This is a genomic window from Lentzea sp. NPDC005914 (genome assembly GCF_040629405.1).
In the GTDB taxonomy this organism is placed as follows: Bacteria; Actinomycetota; Actinomycetes; order Mycobacteriales; family Pseudonocardiaceae; genus Lentzea.
In genome coordinates this window covers 72,014-92,267 of sequence record NZ_JBEXVQ010000021.1, presented here as the reverse complement: position 1 = coordinate 92,267, position 20,254 = coordinate 72,014, and the positions used below count along the sequence as shown (strand labels likewise).

Genomic DNA, 20,254 nt, shown 5'->3' with positions numbered 1-20,254 from the left:
CAGTCCACACGGACGCTGTTCGGGATCGGTTCAACGGATCGGAAAAAGAATTTCTGGCACGACGCGACCACGCTCGGACCGCCACCGAGGTTGCCTTGATCTTCGTGCGGGGTACCTGAACTCGCATGACCGTTTACGGCATCCACGCTTCACACGAGCAGATCCACCCCGCCGCCCTGCTCACCGCCGTGCGCAGGGCCGAGGAGGCCGGGTTCGGCGCCGCGATGAGCTCCGACCACTTCTCCCCGTGGAGCGGCAGACAGGGCCACTCCGGGTACGCCTGGTCCTGGCTCGGCGCCGCGCTGCAGGCCACGGCCCTGCCGTTCGGCGTGGTCACGGCGCCCGGCCAGCGCTACCACCCGGCGATCACCGCCCAGGCCATCGGCACGCTGGCCGCGATGTACCCCGGCCGGTTCTGGGCCGCGCTCGGCACCGGCGAGGCCAGCAACGAGCACATCACCGGCGACGGCTGGCCGCGCAAGGACGTCCGCACTCAGCGCCTCCGCGAGTGCGTGGACGTCATCCGCGCGCTCCTCAAGGGCGAGGAGGTCAGTTACGACGGCTTGGTCCGAGTCGACCGCGCTCGGCTCTGGACCTTGCCCGACGAGGTGCCGTTGCTGATCGGTGCTGCTGTGAGCCCGCAGACCGCCCGTTGGTGCGCTGAGTGGGCCGACGGACTCATCACCGTCAACGCCCCACCTGAGCGGCTGAAGGAACTGGCCGACGCCTACCGGGACGCGGGCGGGCGCGGCAAGCTCCACCTACAGGTGCACCTGAGCTGGGCGCAGGACGACGACACCGCCCTGAAGATCGCGCACGAGCAGTGGCGCACCAACGTGTTCCGCCCGCCCGTCTGCTGGGACCTGGAGCTCGCCGAGCACTTCGACGTGGCCGCCGAGCACGTCACGCCGCAGGAAGTCGCCAAGGTCGTGGACGTGTCGTCTGACCTGAAGTGGCACATCGAGCAGTTGCACACCTACGCCTCGCTCGGCTTCGAGGAGATCTACCTGCACCACGTAGGCCAGGACCTGATCCCGTTCGTCGACGCGTTCGGCGAGCACGTGCTCCCGGAGGTGTCGCGATGATCCGCACGTCAGACGTCTGGTGGAAGAACGCCGTCCTTTACTGCCTCGACGTGGAGACCTTCTCCGACAACGGTTTCCGCGGCGCCACCGAACGCATCGACCACCTCCACGCCCTGGGCGTCACGTGTGTGTGGTTGATGCCGTTCTACCCGACGCCCGAACGCGACGACGGCTACGACATCACGGACTTCTACGGCGTTGACCCGCGTCTGGGCACGCACGGCGATTTCGTCGAGTTCGTGCGCGCGGCCCGCGACCGCGGCATGAGGGTGATCGCGGACCTCGTCGTGAACCACACGTCCGACCAGCACCCGTGGTTCCACGACCCCGAGAAGCGCGACTGGTACGTCTGGGCCGACGAGCCCCAGACCGACGGCCCGCAGGGAATCACGTTCCCGGACAAGGAGAACAGCCTCTGGCAGTACGACGAGGAGGTCGGCAAGTACTACCTGCACCGCTTCTACAAGCACCAGCCCGACCTGAACGTGTCCAACCCCGAGGTCCGCGACGAGATCGCCCGGATCATGGGCTTCTGGATGGAACTGGGGCTGAGCGGCTTCCGCGTCGACGCCGTCCCGTTCCTGCTGGAGCACAACGACCCCGCCGACGCCCTGTCGTTGCCCGACCCGCACGACTACCTGACCGACCTGCGCGCGTTCCTCAACCGGCGCAACGGCGAGGGCGTGCTGCTGGGCGAGGTGAACCTGCCCTACAAGGACACGATGGCCTACTACGGCCAGGGTGTCGGCGACGAGCTGACGATGTGCTTCGACTTCGTGGGCATGCAGGCGATGTACCTGGCGCTGGCGCGGCAGTCGAGCGGCCCGCTGGTCAAGGCGTTGCAGGAACGCCCGCAGCCGCCGCGTGACGGCCACTGGGCGACGTTCGTGCGCAACCACGACGAGCTGACGCTGGACAAGCTGCCCGAGGACGAACGCCAGGAGGTCTTCGACGCGTTCGGGCCCGACCCGTCGATGCAGCTCTACGGCCGCGGCCTGCGCCGGCGGCTGCCGTCGATGCTCAAGGGCGACCAGCGCCGCATCCGCATGGTCTACAGCCTGCTGTTCACGCTGCCGGGCACGCCGGTGCTGTTCTACGGCGAGGAGCTCGGCCTGGTCGAGGACCTGTCGCTGGAGGGCAGGCTCGCGGTACGGGTGCCGATGGACTGGGAGGCCGAGAAGGAGCAGCGCCACGACCCCGACTCGCTGCTGATCTGGATGCGGCAGTTGATCCAGCTCTACCGCGAGTGCCCGGAGTTGGCGTGGGGCGAATTCCAGGTGCTCGACGCCGGCGACCCGACCGTGTTCGCCCACCGCGCCGACTGCGACGGTGGCACGGTGATCGCTGTGCACAACTTCGCCAACAGGGAGATCACCGTGCGGATTCCGGCGGAAGGTGTGCTCGTCGACCTGCCGACCGGCAAGAAGGTGAGGCCCGCGAAGAGCGGTGCCAAGATCGACCTCGCGTCCTACGACTGCCGCTGGTTCCGCCTCGTCGCTGAGTGATACTTGCGGGATCTTTACGCTTCACGTGAAGATATCTTCGAGACAGCGTCGTCGACCGAAGGATTTTCAGGTGAGCGCGTACGGACTGCACCGCGTCCTCGAGCCCGCGGGTGTGCTGCCCCAGCAGGCGTGGCGGCTCGACGCGGAACCGGTTCCCGCCGCCGACGAGGTGATCGTCGCGGTCGAGCGGCTCAACCTGGACGCAGCGTCGTTCCGGCAGCTCAGGGAGCAGCACGGCAGCGGTGCGGCCGTCCGGCAGGCCGTGCTGGACATCGTTTCCGAGCGCGGCAAGATGCAGAACCCGGTCACCGGCTCGGGCGGCATGCTGCTCGGCACGGTCCTCGAGGTCGGGCCGGAGTCGCCGCTCGGGCTGAAGGCGGGCGACCGGATCGCCACGCTGGTCAGCCTCACCCTGACGCCGCTGAAGATCAACGACGGCCTGCAGGACTGGGACGGCGAGGACGAGCAGGTGCCGTGCCGGGGGACCGCCGTGCTGTTCGGACGGTCCATCGCGGCTGTTCTGCCCGCTGACATGCCGAACGAGCTGGCGCTGTCGGTGCTGGACGTGTGCGGGGCGCCGGCGCTGACCGATCGGGTGGTTCGCAAGCACCCCGGTGGGTCAGTGCTGGTGCTCGGTGGGGGCGGCAAGTCTGGATCGCTCTCTCTCGCGGCTGCACGTCAGGCCGGTGCGACGCGCCTCGTCGCGTTGGTGCCGACCGAGCGTGAAGCAGCGTCCGTACGTGAAGCTGGCCTCGCGGACGAGGTTGTTATCGCGGACGCGCGCAACCCCGTCGCCGTGGCCGAGGCGGTCGGCAAGCAGGTCGATGTCACAGTCGTGTGTGTGGACGTGCCGGGGTGCGAGCACGGCGCCATCCTCGCGACCGGGGACGGCGGCACCGTGATCTTCTTCTCCATGGCGACGTCGTTCAGCGCCGCGGCACTCGGCGCCGAGGGGCTGGCCGCGGACGTCGAGATGCTGGTCGGCAACGGGTATGTGCCTGGTCACGCGGCGTTCGCGCTGGACCTGGTCCGGACCCAGCCGGGTGTGCGGGCGCTGTTCGAGCAACGGCAGACTGCGTGACGTGAGTACGCAACTTTTGGTCGGCGGCCGCATCTACGCACCGGATGCGACGGCCATGGCCGTCACGGACGGCATCATCGTGTGGATCGGCCAGGACTCGGTGGGCCGCGCGCTGCACCCCGACGCCGATGTGACCGACCTGCACGGTGCCTTCGTCGCGCCCGCGTTCGTCGACGCCCACGTCCACGCCACCAGCGCCGGCATGCTGCTGACCGGCCTCGACCTGACCCGCACGTCGTCCGTCGAGGAACTCCTCGAGCTGGTTCGTGAGGCCGAGGGACCGCTGGTGTGGGGGCACGGGTGGGACGAGACCCGCTGGACCGAGAATCGGCCGCCGACGCGGGCGGAGATCGACGAGGCCGCGGCGGGCAAGACGGTCTACCTGTCGCGCATCGACGTGCACTCGGCGCTCGTCTCGTCGGACCTGATCACTGACGAAGCGCGCGCGTTGGACGGCTTCTCGTCAGACGGCCCTCTCTCGCGCGCCGCCCACCATGTCGCGCGTGGCGTCGCCAAGGCCAAGATCACGCCTGAACAGCGTCAGGCCGCGCAACGAGCGTTCCTGCGTCACGCGGCGTCGATGGGCATCGCGTCGGTGCACGAGTGCGCGGGCCCGGACATCTCGGGCGAGGACGACCTGCGCGAACTGCTCCAGCACACCGAAGGCCCCGAGGTCGTCGCCTACTGGGGCGCGCACGACAAACCCGGCGTCGAGGTCCGCGGCCTCGCCGGTGACCACTTCGTCGACGGCGCGCTCGGCTCCCGCACCGCTGCTCTCACCGAGCCCTACGCCGACGCGGACACGTCCGGCGCGCTCTACCTGACCGGTCGGCAGATCGCGGACCACCTGATCAAGTGCACGGAGAAAGGCCTCCAGGCGGGCTTCCACGTCATCGGTGACGCCGCCATGGCCGCCGTGATCGAGGGCTTCGAGCTCGCCGAGAAGGCACTCGGCACGCCAGAGCTGGCTTCCGCGCGGCACCGCCTCGAGCACGTCGAGATGGTCGACGCCGAGCAGGCCCAGAAACTGGCCGGGTGGGGCGTCATCGCCTCGGTTCAGCCCCTTTTCGACGCCGAGTGGGGCGGCGAGACTGGAATGTACGTTCAGCGCCTCGGGGCCGAGCGCGGAGTGGGGCTGAATCCCTTTTCACGTCTTGCGGCCGTGGGCGTGGTTCTCGCGTTCGGCTCGGACACCCCGGTGACCGCTATCGACCCGTGGGCCGCCGTGCGCGCCGCGGTCCACCACAAGACTGACGGGCACGGCATCTCACCCCGTGCGGCCTTCACCGCCCACACGCGCGGCGGCTGGCGTGCGGCGGGCGTCGACGACGGCGTGACCGGCACGCTGCAGCCCGGCGCTCCCGCGACCTACGCGGTGTGGGAGACCGGCGATCTGGTCGTGGCCGCGTCCGACTCGCGCGTGCAGCGCTGGTCGACCGACCCCCGCTCTGGTGTTCCCGGGCTGCCCGACCTGACCGGTCCGGCTCCCGTCTGCGTGCGAACCGTCCTGAACGGCCGGACAATTTACGAGAGGAAGTGACTCATGGCGTTGCTCGACCTCGACCCCAAGGTCGTCGCCACCGCGCGCAAACTCGCGGCGCGGGCGGCGGAACCGGTGGTGTCCCTCGCGAAGGCGCACACCACCGTCGCCGTCGAGCGCGCCACGCTTCGCCTGGCCGGCATCACCGGCGCGGACTCCACCCACCGCGCCGGTGACGTGCCGTGGGTCAACCGCGTGATCGACACGGTCCGCGAGCAGTGCGGGCTGGAGCACGGCGTGGTGCTCCCGGCGTTCCAGGCGCTGAAAGAGCACAACCTGGGCAGCCTCACCGAGCTGGCGGAAGCCACCGCGGCGGGCCAGATCCAGTTCAGGATCCCCACCGGCAAAGAGCTGACGGCAGCCAAGAAGGCAGCCACGTCCGCCGTCGCCAAGGGGCTCAAGACGGTCGACCGCAACCGGGCCCAGCGCGACAAGCTGATCAGCAAGTGGGGCGACCCGGCGCAGCGTCCGTGGATCTACCTGATCGTCGCGACCGGCGACATCGACGAAGACGTCGTGCAGGCCCAGAACGCGGCACGCGCGGGCGCCGACATCATCGCGGTGATCCGGTCGACCGGCCAAAGCCTCCTGGACTACGTGCCGGAAGGCGCCACGCACCACGGGTTCGCGGGCACGTACGCCACCCAGGAGAACTTCCGCATCATGCGGGCCGCGCTCGACGACGTGTCGAAGGAGGTCGGCCGGTACGTCCGGCTGACCAACTACGCGTCCGGCCTGTGCATGCCGGAGATCGCTGTGCTGGCAGGGCTTCAGCGGCTCGACATGATGTTGAACGACTCGATGTACGGCATCCTGTTCCGCGACATCAACCCGATCCGCACGTTCGTCGACCAGCGCTTCTCCCGCCAGGTCCACGCCCGCGCGGGCATCATCATCAACACCGGCGAGGACAACTACCTCACCACCGCGGACGCCGTCGACGCCGCCCACACGGTCACCGTCAGCCAGCTCCTCAACGAGCACTTCGCCCACGAGGCGGGACTGCCCGACCACCTGCTGGGCCTCGGCCACGCCTTCGAGATCAACCCGAAGGTGCCCGACTCGTTCCGCCTCGAACTCGCGCACGCCCTGCTGGCACGGGAACTCTTCCCGGACGCGCCGCTGAAGTGGATGCCGCCCACCAAGCACATGACGGGCGACGTCTTCAACGGCTACCTGCTGGACGGGTTCTTCAACCTCGCGGGTGTCCTGACAGGACAGTCCATTCTGCTCGTCGGGATGATGACCGAGGCGGTCGTGACGCCGTTCCTGTCGGACCGCGACCTCGCGCTCCAGAACGTCCGGTACGTGCTCAACGCTGCGGGCAGCCTCGCGGAGGACTTCCGGCCGGCACCGGACGGGCTCATCGTCAAGCGTGCCCACCAGGTGCTCGGCGAGGCCGTGGACCTCCTCGAGCGCATCGTCGACGACGGTCTGCTGAATGCGATCGCGGACGGCACGTTCGGCCTCATGAAACGCCCTGCGGACAAGGGCAAGGGCACGGACGGCGTCATCGTGAAGGCCGAGCAGTACTTCAACCCGGCGAGCGAGATGCTGGAGGCCGCAGAATGAGCAGGTATGTGAGGCCGTACGGCGACACCACCGGCGACGGCATGATCCAGACGTCGTTCACGCTGCCGATTCCCTTCGGGCCCAAGGCGGACGGCGCCGCGCAGCAGCTCGCGAACAAGATGGGCATGGACCCCGCGATGGTGGTCCACTCGAACCCGATCGGCGACGACTTCACGTTCTTCGTCGTCTACGGTTCGGTCAAGCACCTCGTGGACCTCGACGAGGTCAAGGTCGTCGAGCGCGAGTACCCGCTGCTGTCGCCGAGCGAGGTCAACACGACGCTCAAGAAGGTGTTGCGGCGCAAGCTGGTCGTCGTCGGCGGCTGCATCGGCACCGACGCGCACACCGTCGGCATCGACGCGATCCTCAACATCAAGGGCTTCGCGGGCGAGAAGGGCCTCGAGTACTACCGCGAGCTGAAGGTCGTGAACCTCGGCGCGCAGGTCTCGGTCCCCGAACTGGTGCGCAGCGCTCGTGCGGAGAAGGCCGACGCGGTGCTGATCTCCCAGGTCGTCACGCAACGGGACGCGCACATCCTGAACACGCAGGAGATGTCCGCGGCGTTCCGCGAGGCGATGGGGGACAAGCGGCCGCTGCTCGTGGCCGGCGGTCCGCGGTTCGATCCCCTCATGGCGGGGGAACTAGGGGTGGACCGCGTGTTCAGCCGGGGGACCACTCCGGGTGAGGTCGCGAGCTACTTGGTGCACGCGATGCAGGAGAAGAAGGGGGTCGCCGCGTGAGCGGGGCTTTGGTCGAAGGTTTTCAGGTGACGCACCGCCGTTACGTGCCGCACTCGCACGCGCACTACGGCGGCAACCTGGTCGACGGTGCTTACGGGCTCGGCATGTTCGGTGACGTGGCCACCGAGCTGCTGATCCACACGGACTCCGACGAGGGGCTGTTCGCGGGGTACAGCTCGGTCGAGTTCGCGGCGCCGATCCAGGCCGGCGACGTCGTCGAGGCCACGGCAACGTTGGTGCGCATAGGAAAGCGCTCGCGTGAGATCGAGTTCGAGGCACGTGTGGTGTGCCGGTCGGCGCCCGATCGCGGACCTTCGTCGGCGGACGTACTGGCTGAGCCGATCGTCGTAACGCGTGCCCGCGGCACCGTCGTGGCTCCGAAAGCCGCCGAATAAAGTTCGAACCGGCAGGCGTCCTGCTTCCGAATCCCCGGCCGTGGGAAGGGAGCAGGACAATGCCAACTAGCAACAAACAACGATTACGGCGCGGTGCGATCGCCGCCGCTGTGGTCGCGGTCGCGGCGGCGATACCGGCGGCTCAAGCCTCCAGCCACCGCGAGGCACCGTTGATCGCGGCGGACCCGGCGGTGGACAACACCGACGTCTACGCCTTCACCAGCCCCGACAGACCCGACACCGTCACGCTCGTGGCGAACTGGTTCGGGCTGCAGGAACCCAATGGTGGCCCCAACTTCTACCCGTGGGCCACGGACGCCCGGTACGACCTCAACATCGACGCCGACGGCGACGCGATGCCGGAGAAGGTCTTCCGGTTCACGTTCACCACTGACGACCGGCGCGGCGGTAAGTCGCCGACCTTCCTCTACAACAACGGGCCGGTCACGTCGATCAACGACGACAACCTGTTGTTCCGGCAGAACTACAACCTCGAGCTGATCGAGGGCAGCAAGACGACTCCGTTGGTGCGCAACGGAAGGGCGGCACCGTCGAACACCGGGCCCGCGTCGTTCCCGAACTTCGCGACGATCCGCGACCAGGCCACGTCCAAGATCCCCGGTGGCGGTCAGGTCTACGTCGGACCGTCGGAGGACTCGTTCTTCCTGGACCTCAGGGTGTTCGACCTGCTCTACGGCGGGAACCTGAAGGAGGTCAACCAGGACACGCTGATGGGCTACAACGTCAACACCATCGCGATCCAGGTGCCGAAGACGATGCTGGCGCTCAAGGGCGACCCGAAGCGCAACCCGGTGGTCGGCGTGTGGAGCGACACCGAGAAGCGCTCGCTCAAGCTCGAACCGGGCAGGGCGACCCCGCAGGGTGACTTCGTGCAGGTGTCGAGGCTGGGCAACCCGCTGGTGAACGAAGTCGTGTCGTCGGCACCCATCAAGGACGCGTTCAACGGGTTGCAGCCCGTCAACGACGCGAAGGTGCAGGCGTTGCTGGACCGGGTGAACGACCCGGAGCTCGCGCGGCTGATCCAGCAGATCTACGGCATCCCGGCACCGAAGACGCCGCGGGCCGACCTGGTGGAGATCTTCCTGACCGGGATCACCACGAAGGCGGGCGGCCCGATCAAGGCCGATCTCAACTCGCAGCTGAACAACGCCGACGTCGACCCGAAGAAGTTCGCGCCGTCGGAGATGTTGCGGCTCAACATGTCCACGCCGGTGACGAAGGATCCGAACCGGCTCGGCGTGCTCGGCGGTGACCTTCAGGGCTTCCCGAACGGCCGCAGGCTCGCCGACGACGTCGTGGACATCGAGATCCAGGCCGTGGTGGGTGCGGCGCAGACCGGCAAGCTCGTGCCGGCGCTCGCCAAGGGCGACCGGGTGAACAAGAACGACGTTCGCTTCGGGGACAAGTTCCCGTACGTCGGCCTGCCCAGCAACAGGGCGGTCAACTCCAACTGAGCAAGGGTGCCTGACATGTGGAAAACCATTCCGCTGCTGGCAGCCGTGCTCGCTGTTGCCGCCTGCGCCTCCCCGCAGGCGGCAACACCCGCCGCCACGCAGACCGCTTCTCATGCCCTGCAGCGCAACGCGGAGTCGTTGCAGGCCAAGCTCCGCCGAACGCCTCAGGACGCCGCAGCGTGGGCTCAGCTCGGTGCCACGCACGTGGAGCTCGCCCGCGTCACCTTCGATCCCCAGCACTACTCGCGTGCCGAACGTGCTTTGACGGAGTCGTTGCGGCTCAGGCCGGAGAGCAATGGCGAGGCGTTCATCGGCCGTGGTGCGCTGGCGAACGCCAAGCACGACTTCGCTTCTGCTCGTGATTGGGGTCAGCGCGCGGTTTCGGCTCTTCCGGACAACGCTCAGGCTCAGGGCGTGCTCGTTGACGCGTTGACGCAGCTCGGCGACGACGCTGGTGCTTCCGTTGCGCTGCAACGCATGCTGGACCTGCGACCGGGGGTCGCGTCGTTCACCCGCGCTGCGTACCACTTCGAGTTGCACGGCCGCGTGGACGACGCGCGGGAGGCTTTGAACCGGGCGTTGGAGTCGGCTTCTTCGGCGGACGAGAAGGATTTCTGCCGCTTCCAGCTCGACGAGCTGAAGGGGCGGACCAACGAGGAGGCGCTCGAGGTCTATCGCGGGCTCGTGGCGAAGGCGCCGTCGCCGGACTACCTGGTGAAGTACGGCAGGGCGCTGGACAAGGCGGGCATGCCTGATGAAGCGCGGGCGCAGTACGACCTCGCGTTGCAGCAGTTGCGCGCACTCGGTGGCGACGATCTGACGGCGGCTTTGATCGCTGCTGACCACGGGGATCCCGCCGAGGCGTTGAGGTTCGCCGAGAAGGAGTGGGCGAAGCGGCAGAGCGTGTTCACCGCCGACGCGGTGGCGTGGGCGTTGCAGGCCAACAAGCGTTCCGCGGAAGCCCTGCGGTACTCGGACAGGGCAGTTGCGCTGGGATGGCGGGACCCGGAGGTTCTGCGGCACCGCGAGGCGATTCTGGGGAGTCTGCGATGAGGGTGTTCCTGCTGGTCGTGTTCGGCATGCTGCTGATGGGCGGGGTTGCGCAGGCGCACCCGTTGAGCAACCTGAGCGTGAACCACTACGACGGGCTGCGGGTATTTCCCGACCGGGTCGAGCTGCGGTCCGTTGTGGACAGTGCGGAGATCCCGACCCTGCAGGACCGGGACTTCGTCGACGCCCGCAAGCGCTGCGCCGAACGCGCGAAGTCGTTGAACGCCATGGCCGACGAGCAGGAGCTGCGGTTCGAGGTGCGCGACGCCGACGTCGTGCGCCCACCCGGTGAGGCAGGCCTGCCGACCATGCGCTTGACCTGCGAGTACACGGCGTTCCTGCCGGTGCGGGGCGAGGTCGAGGTGACGTTCAGCGACTCGTATTTGAAGGACAAGCCGGGGTGGCGCGAGATCACCGTTGCCGGTGTCGACGTCGCGGTGTCGGGCGCACCGGCCGAGTCGATCACGAACGAGCTGCGCACGTACCCGTCCGACCTGCTGTCGTCGCCTTTGGACGTGCGGGCGGTGCGGTTCGTCGCGAAACCGGGCGAGGGAACGGTCATCACCCCGCCTGGAGTGTTGGGAGAAGCCACGAAGGCGGCCGTCGGACTGGTGGGTAATCTCACCCCGGTGGTCGGGATAGGTGCGGTCCTGCTGTCTCTGGTGCTGGGCGCGTCGCACGCGGCGTTGCCCGGCCACGGCAAGACCGTGATGGCCGCCTATCTGGCGGGTTCGAGGGGAACCCGCCGCGACGCATTCCTCGTTGGGGCCACGGTCACCATCACCCACACGGCGGGGGTCTTGGTGCTGGGGCTGCTGCTCAGCGTGTCCAGCGTGATCGCCGGCGAGTCAGTTCTGCGCTGGCTCGGCGTGGCGAGCGGTCTGCTGGTCGCGGTGATCGGAGGAGTGCTGCTCCGCTCGGCGGTGCGGTCCCGTGGTCGTATGCGACACGACCACGGTCATGGCCACGGACACGGCCATGGTCATGCGCACCGCCGGGCGGGGCTCGTCGGAATGGGCGTGGCGGGCGGCCTGGTGCCGTCGCCGTCTGCCCTGGTCGTGCTGCTCGGCGCGATCGCACTGGGCCGCACGTGGTTCGGCGTGGTCCTGGTGTTCGCCTACGGGCTGGGGATGGCGGCGACGCTGACCGCCGCGGGGCTGCTGCTGGTGTCTTTGAGGGACCGCTTCGGTTCGCGCCTGGCCCGTTTCCGCAAGTACGCGGACTTCACGCCGTTGGGCACGGCGGCGCTGGTGATGCTCGTCGGAGTCGGTCTGGCCACGCGTGCGCTGGCCGGTTAACAGAAGAGAGAGATCATGAAGAAGCTCGTTGTGTTCTTGTTCGCCGCTGTCGCCCTGACCGCGTGCTCGACGTCCGGTTCGACCGCCTTGTTCGACGACGAACACCAGTCCGACATCTCCTGCATGAAGCACCAGGAGCAACAGCCGGGGGAGGAGTACTTCGACGAAGGTAATTGGGACACCGTCGTCTCGTTATCCCTCCTGCGCTACTACACCTCGAACGGCGCGAAGTCCTACTGCGACGGCAAAGAAGCCACGCCCGCGGACCTCGGCTGGCGCAAGCTCTACGTCCAGATGGGTGCGGACCAGACCAATCTTCGCTGAATTGACCGCAACCTCTGCCGCACTCCTCCGTTGGTCAATACAGAGGTAGTGACATGCCGGGGAGGATGGGGCGCAGTGAAGATCGACCACCACGGGGACACACCGCCGTACGAGCAGGTGCGGGTGCACTACGCCCACGCCATCTCGAACCGGGAACTGCCGGTGGGCGCCAAACTGCCTACGGTGCGCGCATTGGCGAAAGATCTGGGTTTGGCGGTCAACACGGTGGCCCGCGCCTACCGTGAGCTGGAGGAGGCCGGCCTCGTCGAAACGCGAGGCCGGGCGGGCACTGTGGTGAGCGCGAACGGTGACAACAACCGTGAGCGCGTTCGTGCGGCGGCGGCGCAGTACGCGTCGATGTCGGTGGAATTGGGCCTGACGCCGCAGGAAGCCCTGGAGATCGTCGGCGCGGCACTGCGCCGGTTTTGACCGGGGTCAGACCGCTTCGGCCGTGACGAGGCTGATCGGTCCGGCCAGCGGCAGGTGCCCGCTGAACGACCAGCCGCAGTCGGCGAGCCACGCGGCACCTTCCTCGACGCTGTAGACGTCACCGTCGTTGACGTGGATCGCGAACTCCCCGGCCATCAGTGCCGCGGGCAACGGCAGCGTGTGCGTCGGGTCGGTCCAGAAGTCCGCGAGGAGCAGGCGTGCTCCCGGCTCGGTGGCGGCGCGGATCTTGCGCAGGATCGCCTGGTTGGTGCCGGGGGTGAAGTAGTGGAGGACGTTGGCCAGCAGGAAGGCGTTGTGGCCGGCCGGGAGCTCGTCGGTCAGCAGGTCGCCGGCGTGCACGGTGATCCGGGGCGAGTGCAGCCGTTCGCTGGCGACCGCGGCCACCTCGGGCAGTTCGAACACCGTCGCGGTCAGCGAGGGGTCGGCGTCCGTGAGGGCCGCGGACCACGAGCCCGTCCCGCCGCCGATGTCGAGCACCCGGCTGCCTGACGGCAACCCGGCCACGTGGGGGAGCGCGCGGCACGCACCGGCGGTGGCGGCGTCGATGCCCGCCGACATGACGGGGACGAGATCGTCGTCGATCTCGAAGATCTCGTGCGCGGGTTTGCCGCGGCCGAGCGCTCCGGCCAGGTCCGTCCACGCCGGATAGCTGAGCTTGTCCCAGAACCTCAGCAGCGGTCTGAAATCGGCGGGCGTGGCTCCCGACAGGAACGTCGCGGCCACCGGTGTGTTCGCGTACCGGTCGCCGTGGCGTTCCAGGAGTCCGAGCGCGACCATGGCGTCGGCGCTGATGCGTGCCGTGCGCCGGGGGAGACCGGTGCGAGCGGCCAGGGCGTCGAGGTCGGCTGGTCCTTCGCCGAGAGCCTCGAACAGGCCCAGCTCGTTGGCGGCGAACAGGTGCTTGCTGGCCATGAACCCCTGGGCGAGCTGGAAGATCTGGTCCGGGGTCACGGTGGAAGTGGTCGTCATCGTTCGAGCCTGCGGCGCCGGCGGTCGCGTCCGCCATCCCAGAACGCTGGGTGATCGCCGCAGGTGGGAGCCAGATTTCTGGGGGTGTCGCGGGCGCGGCGCGGGCGTAGTGTCACGACCCGTGACGCTGGTGCCCCGAATGCGTGCCGACCTCGCGCGCATCGACGCGAGCCGGCTGAACTGGGCCGACTTCACCGCGGGCGTCGCGGAGACGTTGCGGCCCTTCATCCCGTTCGACGCCTACTGCTGGCACACCGTCGACCCCGGCACGATCCTGTTCACCGGCACCGTCACCCGCGACGTCGGCTGCTCCGGCTCCTGGCTGGCCTACCACGAGTACGTCGTCGACGACGTCAACAAGTGGTCGTTCCTCGCCCACAGCGGCCGCATCGCGGGGGCGATCGGTATCGACACCCACGGCGACCCCACCCGTTCGGCCAGGCACCGCTCACAGGAGGCGTTCGGCTTCGGCGACGAGTTGCGCGTCTCGCTCGTCGCCGACGGCGTCTACTGGGGAGCGGCAGCCTTCCTGCGCCACGCGGGCGAGCCGTGGTTCACCGAGGCCGAGGTGGCGGCGCTGTCCGCGTTGTCGTCGTCCATCGCCACCGGCCTGCGTCGCACCATCGCCGCGTCGCCCGGCGGTCCGCGCGTGGACTGGGGACCGGGCGTGGTGGTGTTCGACGACGACGGCAGACCCGAGTCGACCTCGGCGGCGGCGGAACGCTGGATCGGCGAGCTCGTCGAGGATCCCGCGCCGGACCACCCGAGCGAGTCGAAGATCGTGCAGGCCGTCGCCGCGCGCGCCAGGGTCATCCCGCCGGGAACCGATCCCCTCGAACTGGCCGCACGCGCCCGTGTCCGCACGCGCGGCGGAACCTGGCTGCTCCTCTACGGCACCCGCCTCGGCCCCGGCGGCCGGACCGCGGTGATCATCCATCCCGCCACGCCTCAGGACGTCGCACCCGTGGTGGCGCTGGCGTACGGGCTGACCGACCGCGAGGCACTGGTCGCGATGCAGTGCATCCAGGGGCACTCCACCAAGGAGATCTCCAAGGCGTTGTCCCTGTCGCCATACACCGTGCAGGACCACTTCAAGTCCATTTTCGACAAGACCGGCGTGCGGACGCGGGGCGAGCTCGTCGGTCAGATCTTCCTCGACCACTACGCGACGCGGTGGGAGAAGCCGGCGTCCGAGACGCCAGGGCTGTTCGTACGAGGCATCGAGACCACCTGAGTCAACGCGCGTCGAGCAACTCGCGCACCCGGCCCGCGAGGTCGCGCATGTCCTCGCCCGCGTGGATCCACGTCGTGACGTTCGCCGACCACGCGTGGCTCGCGTTGTCCGCGAGGCTCCACCGCAACTCGACGCGCCCACGTGAGTGAAAGCGTGCTGTCACCCCGAATTCCTCGTCGTACGTCCGCCACGTGCGTTCGTCGTCCCAGCCGAGAAAGTCGTCCGCGAGCCGCTCGAAGAACCGCGCGAGACCGTCGTGGTCCAGCAGCAGCTCGACGCCGCGCCGTGCCTCGAGGCCGTTCGTGTTCAACTCGACGGACATCGTCGTGATGTCCTGGTCGAACGCCACGCAGTCGCGCAGCCGCACCTGGGCACCGGTCGTCTCGACGCAGGTGATCACTACCTCCACGACACTCAAAGTACGCCTTCGGGATCACCCGTTCGCGCACCTCCCGATACGTCTTGACACAACTAGGCTGCCCCGTGGATCGTGAATAACTGATTCGTCAGTCAATTTAGGGGTGCGAGATGGGGCGGACCGTCAGGGACGGCCTGCGGCTCACGGCCGAACAGGAGCAGTTCGTCGAGCTGGCCCGGGAGTTCGCCGCGAAGGAGATCCGTCCGCGCGGGCGCGCCGTCGACGAGGCCGACACCGAGTCGCCGCTCGACGTGTGGGAGAAGGCGTCGAAGCTCGGGCTGACCTCGTTCATGATCTCGGAGAAGTTCGGCGGCGGGGGCGTCACCGACCTGCTCACCCAGGTGCTCGTGCAGCAGGAGCTGTGCCACGGCGACATCGGCATCGGCAACCTGATCACGTCCAACGGCTTCTTCAGCGCACCGGTCGAGCACCTCGGCACGCCAGAGCAGCAGGAACGCTTCCTCGGTCCACTCGGGACGGACCTGCCGCCGCTCACCGCCGTCGCCGTCACCGAGCCCGGCAGCGGGTCGGACGCGGCCAGCATCCAGACGTCGGCGCGGCGCGAGGGCGATTCGTATGTCCTCAACGGACAGAAGACCTGGATCTCCAACGCCCCCTACGCCGAGACGTTCGTCATCTTCGCGACGGTGGACCCGGCCAAGCGATCCCGCGGCGTCACGGCGTTCGTGGTGCCGCGGAAGACGCCAGGGCTCGAGGTCGGGCCGCCGTTCCAGAAGATGGGCCAGCGCGCGATCGTCAACGCCGAGGTGTTCCTCGACGACGTGCGCGTGCCGGTGGAGAACCGGCTCGGCGAGGAGGGGCAGGGGTTCGCCGGGCTGATGCGCACGTTCGACGCCTCGCGCATCCTCATCGGCGCGGCGACCACGGGGCTGGCGAGGGCGGCGCTGGACTTCGCGACCGACTACGCGCGGGAACGCGAGCAGTTCGGCGTGCCGATCATCCAGCACCAGGCGGTGGCGTTCCGGCTCGCGGACATGGCCACGCGCGTCGACACCTCGCACCTGCTGACCGTGCGGGCGGCGTCGCTCTACGACGAGGGCCATGCCGTGGCGCAGGAGTCGGCGATGGCCAAGCTCGTCGGGTCCGAGAACGCGATGTGGTGCACGCACGCCGCGGTGCAGACGTTCGGCGGCTACGGCTACTCGCGTGAATACCCCGTCGAGCGCTGGATGCGCGACGCCAAGCTCGAGGAGATCGAGGAAGGCACGTCGGACATCCAGCGCCTCATCATCTCCCGCGGCCTCGGTGCGAGATGATCTTCTCCGACCCCGCGTCCGTCGCGGTCGTAGGCGCCAGTGACGACCCCTCCAAGTGGGGTCACTGGCTGGCGCGCGGTGCTTTGACCGGCCTCGACCGCCGTGCGGTGCACCTCGTGAACCACGGCGGTGGCTCGGTTCTCTCGTACCCCACAGTGCGGTCGCTCTCGGAACTGGCCGAGGCGCCCGAACTGGTCGTGCTCGCCGTGCCCGCCGCGCACGTGCCCGCGGTGGTGGACGAGGCGTTGGCGGTCGGGGTGCGGGGGTTCGTCGGGATCACCTCGGGCATCGACGACGGGGTGATCAGCCGGATTCGGTCCGCCGGAGCCCGTTTGCTCGGGCCGAACTGTCTAGGGGTGTTCGACGCGGCGACGTCGCTGCACCTCGCGTGGGGGCGGTTCCAGCCCGGTTCGCTGGGGGTGGTGTCGCAGAGCGGGCAGGTCGGTCTGGAGATCGCCGGGCTCGCGGCGTCGTCGGGCATCGGGGTGTCGCGGTTCGTGTCGGTCGGCAACCAGGCTGACGTGACGGCGACGGAAGCGTTGCTGGACTTGGTTTCCCACGACATGACGACGGTCGTGGGGGTGTACCTGGAGAGCTTTGGGCCGGGGATCGTCGCGGCGATGTCGGAGCTGCGTGCGGCCGGGAAGCCCGTGATGTTGCTGACGGTGGGGTCGTCGTCGGCCGCTCAGGAGGCTGCTCTCTCACACACGGGGGCTCTCACGTCCTCTTTGGACGTTGTGGACGCGGCGTGCCGGCGGGCCGGTGCGGTGCGGGTGGCGACGCCCGCCGCGATGGTGGATCTCGGGGCGGTCCTGGCGTCGGGAACGCCGCGTGGCGGTCGGGTCGGAATCATCTCCGACTCCGGTGGGCAGGGGGCGATCGCGGCGGATCTCGCCGTGGCCGCGGGGCTTTCGGTGCCTGCTTTGTCCGCTGTGGACGGACTTCCGGCGCTGGCGTCCACGCGGAACCCGGTGGACCTCGCCGGAGCGGGGGAGCAGGACCTGGCGAACTACGCCCGCGCGGTCTCGGCTCTGGTGCGTGGAGGCGAGGTCGACACTGTCGTGTTGTCCGGTTACTTCGGCAGCTACGGAGCGGATACGCCGTCGCTGGAGCTCGCCGAGGTCGCGGTGGCCGCCGAGATCTGTTCCCTGGCAAGGGAAGCGGGTGTCCTGGTCACCGTGCACAGCATGTGCGCGGACTCGGCGGCCGTCCGGACCTTGCGGGCCGGCGGCGTGCCGGTGCAGCACACGATCGAGCGAGCTGTGGCTGCGCTGGGTGACGCGGCACGTCTCGGCGCGCTCTCGCGGGTGGTCGCCGGCGTGGGCAGCGGCTCGGGCAGTAGCCCGGAATTGTCGGTGCTGGCTGGGAGAATTGAATCAGGGGACCCCTTCGGAGGGGACCCCTGCGCGAGCCTGCCGTACGAGCCCGGCCATCCTGCCGCCCGCGAACTCCCGCCGCACCAGCCCGGCCATCCTGCCGCCCGCGAACTCCCGCCGCACCAGCCCGGCGATCTTGCCGCCCGCGAACTCCTGCCGCACCAGCCCGGCGATCTTGCGGCCCGCGAATTCCTGCCGTACCGGCCCGGCTATCTCGCCGCCCGCGAACTCCTGCCGTTCGTCCGGTTTCCCGAGGCCCACGCCGTCACCACGGCCGCCGAGGTCAAGGCCACCACGCTGAACGGCCCCTACGCGCTCAAAGCCGACTGGCTGGCCCACAAGAGCGAGCACGGCGGCGTGCGGCTCAACCTCACCGACCCCGCCACGGCGTTCGAGGAGATGCAGGCCAGGCTCGGCCCCGGCACCTACGTCCTCGAAGAGATGGACACGCGCGAGAACACCGTCGAACTGATCATCGGCGCCCGGCGGGATCACTCGTTCGGCCCAGTGATTCTCGTTGGGGCGGGCGGCATCCACGCAGAGTTGTTCAGGGACACCGCGATCGAGCTCGCGCCCGTGACTCCCGCCACAGCGCGGGAGATGCTGGCACGCCTCGTCTCCGCCCCGCTCCTGTCCGGCTCGCGCGGCGCGCAACCCGTGGACGTGACAGCGTTGGCCCAGGTGATCGCCCAGATCTCCGAGATGCTCGCAGCCCGGCCGGACTTGGCCGAGATCGAGCTGAACCCCGTGCGAGTGGGCCCGGACGGCGTACTGGCCGTCGACGCGCTGATCATCCCTTCGGGGGACACGTTGAACGATACGAGTGGACAACGCGTGGCATGAGCATGACCGTTCCTCGCAGCAGCGGGGGTGACGCGCTGGTGCGCGCACTCGTCGCCCACGGCACCGAGCTGGTGTTCGGCATCCCCGGCACCCACAACCTCGGCATCTACCGCGCCCTGGCCGACCACGACATCAAGACCGTCACGCCGCGCCACGAGCAGGGAGCCGGTTTCGCCGCCGACGGATACGCCCGCGTCACCGGCAAACCCGGCGTCTGCCTCACGACGAGCGGCCCGGCCGTCCTCAACGCCATGACCGCGGTGACCCAGTCGTACTCCGACTCCGTGCCGGTCCTGCTCATCTCACCGGGAATGCCCCTGCGGCACCCCGGCCGAGGCAACGGCACCCTGCACGAAGCCCGCCACCTGAGCGCCGCGCTCGAAGCCGTCATCGGCTACTCGAACCGCGTCCACAGCGTCGCCGAAATCCCGCTCGCCGTGGCCCAAGCGTTCGCGCACATGACATCCGGCCGCCCCCGCCCCGCCCACCTCGAGATCCCGCTGGACCTCATCGACGCCTTCGACAAGGTCATCGACGTCGCCCCGGTCCTGGTCGCCCACCCACCGGCCGACGCCGTCACCATCGCCGCGGCCGCGGGCCGTCTCAACTCCGCGACGCGCCCGGGCCTGATCATCGGTGGCGGCGCGAAGGGCGCGGCCGAGGAGATCACCGCCCTGGCCGAACGCCTCGGCGCCCCGGTGGTCGCGACCGCCAACGGCAAAGGCACCTTTCCCGAACGCCACCAGCTCTCCATCGGCGCGGGCCTGCACCACAAGGCCGTAGCCGAGTTCGTGGCCGAGTGCGACGTGGTCGTCGCCATCGGCACCGAGCTGGCCTCCACCGACCTGTGGAACGGCCCGCTGAAGTTCGCCGGCGACCTGATCCGCATCGACGTCGACCCTGCCCAGATGATCACCAACGCCCTCCCGGACTACCGCCTCGTCGGCGACGCCCAAGCCACCGTCACCGCCCTCAACCAACGCCTCGGCAACGGCAAAGCCACCCCCGAAGCCACAAAACGCGCCGAACGCTGGCAAAAGCTCTTCCGCAAACACGCCCGCTCCCAAGGCGCCCCGTGGCTCCCACTGGTGGAAGCCATGCAGGAAGTCCTGTCCCCAGGCGCCATCATCGCCGCCGACAGCGCAATGGCCTGCTACTACGGCACTTTGTCCAACCTGCCCCTGGAAGGCCCGGCAAGCTTCCTGTACCCCACCGGCTTCGGCACGCTCGGCTACGGCCTCCCAGCGGCCATCGGCGCCAAGATGGGAGCCCCGGACCGCCAGGTAGTAGCCCTGCACGGCGACGGCGGCGTGATGTTCACCCTCCCCGAACTGGCCACCGCGGCCCAGGAACGCCTGCCCCTGCCCGTGATCATCGCCGACAACGGCGGCTACGGCGAGATCCGCCGCGAGATGACCGACCGCAGCGACCCAGTCCACGGCGTGCACCTGCCCGGCGTCGACTTCGCGAGGGTCGCCAAGGGCCTCAACTGCCACGGCCTGACCGTCGACGACGAGGACAAGCTCGCCACGGCCCTGCGCAAGGCCTTCACCGCCGACCGCCCGACCGTCATCCACGTGGTGGGCGACCTGGCAGGCGCATAAGTCCTTGTTTTGTCCGCA

General features: G+C 69.0%; 18 protein-coding genes. 16 read left to right on the top strand and 2 right to left on the bottom strand.

Annotated features, from left to right (window positions below; genetic code table 11):
* Nucleotides 1–125: 125 nt before the first annotated feature.
* The 12 genes from ABZ345_RS27865 (at nt 126) to ABZ345_RS27810 (ending at nt 12,494) form a co-directional block, all read left to right on the top strand.
* Nucleotides 126–1,085, top strand: a complete 960-nt coding sequence (locus tag ABZ345_RS27865; RefSeq protein WP_359854741.1) for a TIGR03885 family FMN-dependent LLM class oxidoreductase — start codon at nt 126–128, stop codon at nt 1,083–1,085.
* Entirely contained in the window at nt 1,082–2,590 is a 1,509-nt protein-coding gene (locus tag ABZ345_RS27860) for an alpha-amylase family protein (RefSeq protein WP_359854738.1), read from the top strand. Before ABZ345_RS27865 ends, ABZ345_RS27860 begins: the two co-directional genes overlap by 4 nt.
* 70 nt (nt 2,591–2,660) lie before the next feature.
* Nucleotides 2,661–3,671 carry an L-erythro-3,5-diaminohexanoate dehydrogenase gene (locus ABZ345_RS27855; protein WP_359854736.1) on the top strand — a complete coding sequence of 337 codons (1,011 nt, stop codon included), beginning with the start codon at nt 2,661–2,663 and terminating at the stop codon, nt 3,669–3,671.
* On the top strand, nt 3,664–5,211 hold the full coding sequence (locus ABZ345_RS27850) for an amidohydrolase (RefSeq protein WP_359854904.1): 1,548 nt from the start codon (nt 3,664–3,666) through the stop codon (nt 5,209–5,211). The genes ABZ345_RS27855 and ABZ345_RS27850 overlap by 8 nt, the downstream gene beginning before the upstream one ends.
* Nucleotides 5,212–5,214: 3 nt before the next feature.
* Nucleotides 5,215–6,783, top strand: coding sequence for a lysine 5,6-aminomutase subunit alpha (locus tag ABZ345_RS27845; protein WP_359854733.1), 1,569 nt, complete (start codon nt 5,215–5,217; stop codon nt 6,781–6,783).
* Nucleotides 6,780–7,523 carry an OAM dimerization domain-containing protein gene (locus tag ABZ345_RS27840; protein WP_359854730.1) on the top strand — a complete coding sequence of 248 codons (744 nt, stop codon included), beginning with the start codon at nt 6,780–6,782 and terminating at the stop codon, nt 7,521–7,523. The genes ABZ345_RS27845 and ABZ345_RS27840 overlap by 4 nt, the downstream gene beginning before the upstream one ends.
* A gap of 26 nt (nt 7,524–7,549) precedes the next feature.
* Nucleotides 7,550–7,918 (top strand): hotdog fold domain-containing protein, encoded by a 369-nt coding sequence (locus ABZ345_RS27835; RefSeq protein WP_359854727.1) that lies wholly within the window; start codon nt 7,550–7,552, stop codon nt 7,916–7,918.
* Between the two features lie 59 nt (nt 7,919–7,977).
* The gene (locus ABZ345_RS27830) at nt 7,978–9,393 is read left to right on the top strand and encodes a DUF4331 domain-containing protein (RefSeq protein WP_359854725.1); all 1,416 of its coding nucleotides are present in this window, start codon (nt 7,978–7,980) and stop codon (nt 9,391–9,393) included.
* Nucleotides 9,394–9,408: 15 nt separating this feature from the next.
* Entirely contained in the window at nt 9,409–10,446 is a 1,038-nt protein-coding gene (locus ABZ345_RS27825; protein ID WP_359854722.1) for a tetratricopeptide repeat protein, read from the top strand.
* Nucleotides 10,443–11,741, top strand: a complete 1,299-nt coding sequence (locus tag ABZ345_RS27820) for a sulfite exporter TauE/SafE family protein (protein WP_359854720.1) — start codon at nt 10,443–10,445, stop codon at nt 11,739–11,741. Before ABZ345_RS27825 ends, ABZ345_RS27820 begins: the two co-directional genes overlap by 4 nt.
* A 15-nt stretch (nt 11,742–11,756) precedes the next feature.
* Nucleotides 11,757–12,065 (top strand): membrane lipoprotein lipid attachment site-containing protein, encoded by a 309-nt coding sequence (locus tag ABZ345_RS27815; protein ID WP_359854718.1) that lies wholly within the window; start codon nt 11,757–11,759, stop codon nt 12,063–12,065.
* Nucleotides 12,066–12,140: 75 nt separating this feature from the next.
* Nucleotides 12,141–12,494: a GntR family transcriptional regulator gene (locus ABZ345_RS27810; RefSeq protein WP_359854715.1), complete on the top strand. Its 354-nt coding sequence runs from the start codon at nt 12,141–12,143 to the stop codon at nt 12,492–12,494.
* Between the two features lie 6 nt (nt 12,495–12,500).
* Here the strand turns inward: ABZ345_RS27810 and ABZ345_RS27805 are convergent, their stop codons facing one another.
* Nucleotides 12,501–13,484 (bottom strand): methyltransferase, encoded by a 984-nt coding sequence (locus ABZ345_RS27805; RefSeq protein WP_359854712.1) that lies wholly within the window; start codon nt 13,482–13,484, stop codon nt 12,501–12,503.
* A gap of 121 nt (nt 13,485–13,605) precedes the next feature.
* On the opposite strand from ABZ345_RS27805, the gene ABZ345_RS27800 reads away from it, so the two are divergent.
* Entirely contained in the window at nt 13,606–14,718 is a 1,113-nt protein-coding gene (locus ABZ345_RS27800) for a LuxR C-terminal-related transcriptional regulator (protein ID WP_359854709.1), read from the top strand.
* Nucleotide 14,719: 1 nt separating this feature from the next.
* Here the strand turns inward: ABZ345_RS27800 and ABZ345_RS27795 are convergent, their stop codons facing one another.
* Complete coding sequence (locus ABZ345_RS27795; protein WP_359854706.1) at nt 14,720–15,127, bottom strand: DUF6228 family protein; 408 nt, start codon at nt 15,125–15,127, stop codon at nt 14,720–14,722.
* A gap of 119 nt (nt 15,128–15,246) precedes the next feature.
* Here ABZ345_RS27795 and ABZ345_RS27790 point away from each other — a divergent pair, with 119 nt between their 5' ends.
* The 3 genes from ABZ345_RS27790 to ABZ345_RS27780 are packed head-to-tail and all read left to right on the top strand — an operon-like array spanning nt 15,247 to nt 20,236.
* A complete protein-coding gene (locus ABZ345_RS27790; protein ID WP_359854703.1) occupies nt 15,247–16,413 on the top strand; it encodes an acyl-CoA dehydrogenase family protein in 1,167 nt (388 codons plus the stop codon).
* A complete protein-coding gene (locus tag ABZ345_RS27785) occupies nt 16,410–18,632 on the top strand; it encodes an acetate--CoA ligase family protein (RefSeq protein ID WP_359854700.1) in 2,223 nt (740 codons plus the stop codon). The genes ABZ345_RS27790 and ABZ345_RS27785 overlap by 4 nt, the downstream gene beginning before the upstream one ends.
* Nucleotides 18,629–20,236 (top strand): 5-guanidino-2-oxopentanoate decarboxylase, encoded by a 1,608-nt coding sequence (locus ABZ345_RS27780; RefSeq protein ID WP_359854698.1) that lies wholly within the window; start codon nt 18,629–18,631, stop codon nt 20,234–20,236. Before ABZ345_RS27785 ends, ABZ345_RS27780 begins: the two co-directional genes overlap by 4 nt.
* The last annotated feature ends 18 nt before the right edge of the window (nt 20,237–20,254 follow it).